Genomic DNA, 1,946 nt, shown 5'->3' with positions numbered 1-1,946 from the left:
CGACGACCTCATAGGGGGGCGTGCCGCCGGTCGGCGCGAGCGTGCCGATCAGGGTTTCGCCGGCGTCGTGCTCGACGGCGCCGACGAGCGTGGGGACTGCGATCATGACGGCATGCTCGCGATCAATGCAGCGTGGTCGACATGCATCGCCAGGACTTCGGCGTCGGAGGCGGCGCCCCGCAGCAAGAGCACCGCGCCGAGACCGCCGTCGAGAGGGTAGCCCCCGTTGGCGCGGGCAGCCATCAGGATCGGCGTGCTTTCGGGCGACGCGCTGCCGACGGAAACGGCGAACCAGGTCGATCCGTCCAGCGTCGCCGTGACCGCGCCGTTGGCGCAGCGCACGGTGATCGCAAACCACTGCCCCATCGAATATCCAGACGGAACCAGGTTGTTGACGCCCCGCGCAACGATGTTGAGCGACGTCGAACCGTAGATCTGGAAGGTCCGGCCGCCGACGCCGGAGCTGGCGGCTCGGGCCACGAGGGTGCCCTGCGACTCGATCAGGGCGACGCAGGAGACGGTCCAGGACTCGCCGACCTGCGCGACCAGCGACGGCAGCACGCCCCCCGCCGCGCCGACGTCCAGCCAGGCCTCCCCTTGGAAGCCGAGGTAGGTCCCATCGCCAAGCAGGGTCGGGCGGGTGGCGTCAGACGGGGACACGGCATTGAGCGCATCCCCGACGCTGGTCTGCACCCGAACTCGTCCGTTGATGGGCGTGGGGCTCGTGCCGGCCGCGTCGGAAAAGTGGTCGGAGTAGGTCGCTGCGAAGACCACGCCGCCATGAGCCGAAAGCGCCGCCGCCCATCCCGGCGGCAGCAGGCCCTCTTCTTCTCGGCTTACATCCACCCGCGCAAGATCCGCGATCGCGAGCCGCCCCTGCGCGTCCCGCACCAGCCCCCGCAGGCGGGTCTCGGTCACGCCGACCGGCCACGCGCCGTCTCCGCCCTGCGGGTCGAAGTTGACCTGGCCGGCAGGCGTCACGCGGAACGACCCGTGGCCGGCGGACCCAGGGGCGACGAGGTCGCTCACGCCGCCGCCCAGGCGAGGGCGTCGCGCAGGGCGGCCGCCTCGGTCCGAAGAATGGACAGGTCGCCGGAGGAGAGGTTGCGCGGCAGCGGGTGGCCGCTCGGCGACCAGCCGTAGGCCGGCGCGACGGCCGGGTCGCAGCCCGAGCCGAGCACGCGCGCGACCAGCGCGGCGCCGGCCGCGTGCGCGGTCCCGATCGCGACCGTGAGGTCGGCGGGCACGACGCCCGGCCAGCCGCGCTCGGCCGCGGCGGCGACGGCCTCGTCGGCGTAGCCTGAGAGCGCGCCGACGGTCTCCCACCCCGACTGCAGGCGGCCGAGGATCGAGGCCATCTCGGTGACGGGGATCTCGCTGCGCGTCGCCAGCGCCGCGGCGGCGTCGTGCATCGCGCCGGCGGCGCTCATGGCCGCGAGGACGGCCTGGTCGATATGGGGTCGGGCGGGCATTGCGATACTCCTGCTCAGGGTCTCAGAGGCAGCCCTGCACGCCGAGGGCATAGAGGCGGATGGCGTGCACCTTGATGTGGCCGTTGCTCCCGACGAGGCCGCTGTCGTGGCCGACCTCGGCGCGGATGTCGCCGGGGCCGGCGAGCATGCTCAGCTTCCCGTGGTGCACGCGCTTGCCCCAGCCGAAGTTCGACGCATCCCAAGACTGGGCGGCCGAGGCCTTCGTGATGGTCGCGCCGTTGCTCCCGATCGGGCCGAAGCGGGCATTCAGGAACAGCGCGTCGTTCTCAGCGTCGGCTGTCGTATGGGTCGTCTCGGCCACCAGCAGCAGCGGGCGGCCGACGGCGCGCGCGGTCACCTCTTCCGGAATGTCGAAGGCGATCGAGGACGCGGTGCCGTCGCAGTCCCACTGGAGCGAGCGCCCGTCGGTGGTCGGTCGGAAGTTCGTGACCGAGGACGGCGCGCCCCAGAGCG

The 1,946-nt window shown here is 72.6% G+C and carries 3 protein-coding genes; all 3 read right to left on the bottom strand.

Annotated elements, in window-relative coordinates; genetic code table 11:
* Nucleotides 1–102 precede the first annotated feature (102 nt).
* Nucleotides 103–1,029 (bottom strand): hypothetical protein, encoded by a 927-nt coding sequence (locus tag BM064_RS26595; RefSeq protein WP_092866625.1) that lies wholly within the window; start codon nt 1,027–1,029, stop codon nt 103–105.
* Nucleotides 1,026–1,472, bottom strand: a complete 447-nt coding sequence (locus BM064_RS26590) for a hypothetical protein (RefSeq protein WP_092866622.1) — start codon at nt 1,470–1,472, stop codon at nt 1,026–1,028. The genes BM064_RS26595 and BM064_RS26590 overlap by 4 nt, the downstream gene beginning before the upstream one ends.
* Before the next feature lie 22 nt (nt 1,473–1,494).
* On the bottom strand, nt 1,495–1,946 hold a 452-nt coding region (locus tag BM064_RS27730; protein ID WP_177236422.1), incomplete at its 5' end, for a hypothetical protein.

It is taken from the genome of Albimonas pacifica (assembly GCF_900113695.1).
Lineage (GTDB): Bacteria > Pseudomonadota > Alphaproteobacteria > Rhodobacterales > Rhodobacteraceae > Albimonas > Albimonas pacifica.
This window is presented reverse-complemented; position numbering and strand designations above follow the sequence as displayed.

Bases quoted from the DNA above. Each gene is read 5' to 3' on its own strand.
- BM064_RS26590 (WP_092866622.1), bottom strand. From the start codon at position 1,472: ATGCCCGCCCGACCCCATATCGACCAGGCCGTCCTCGCGGCCATGAGC.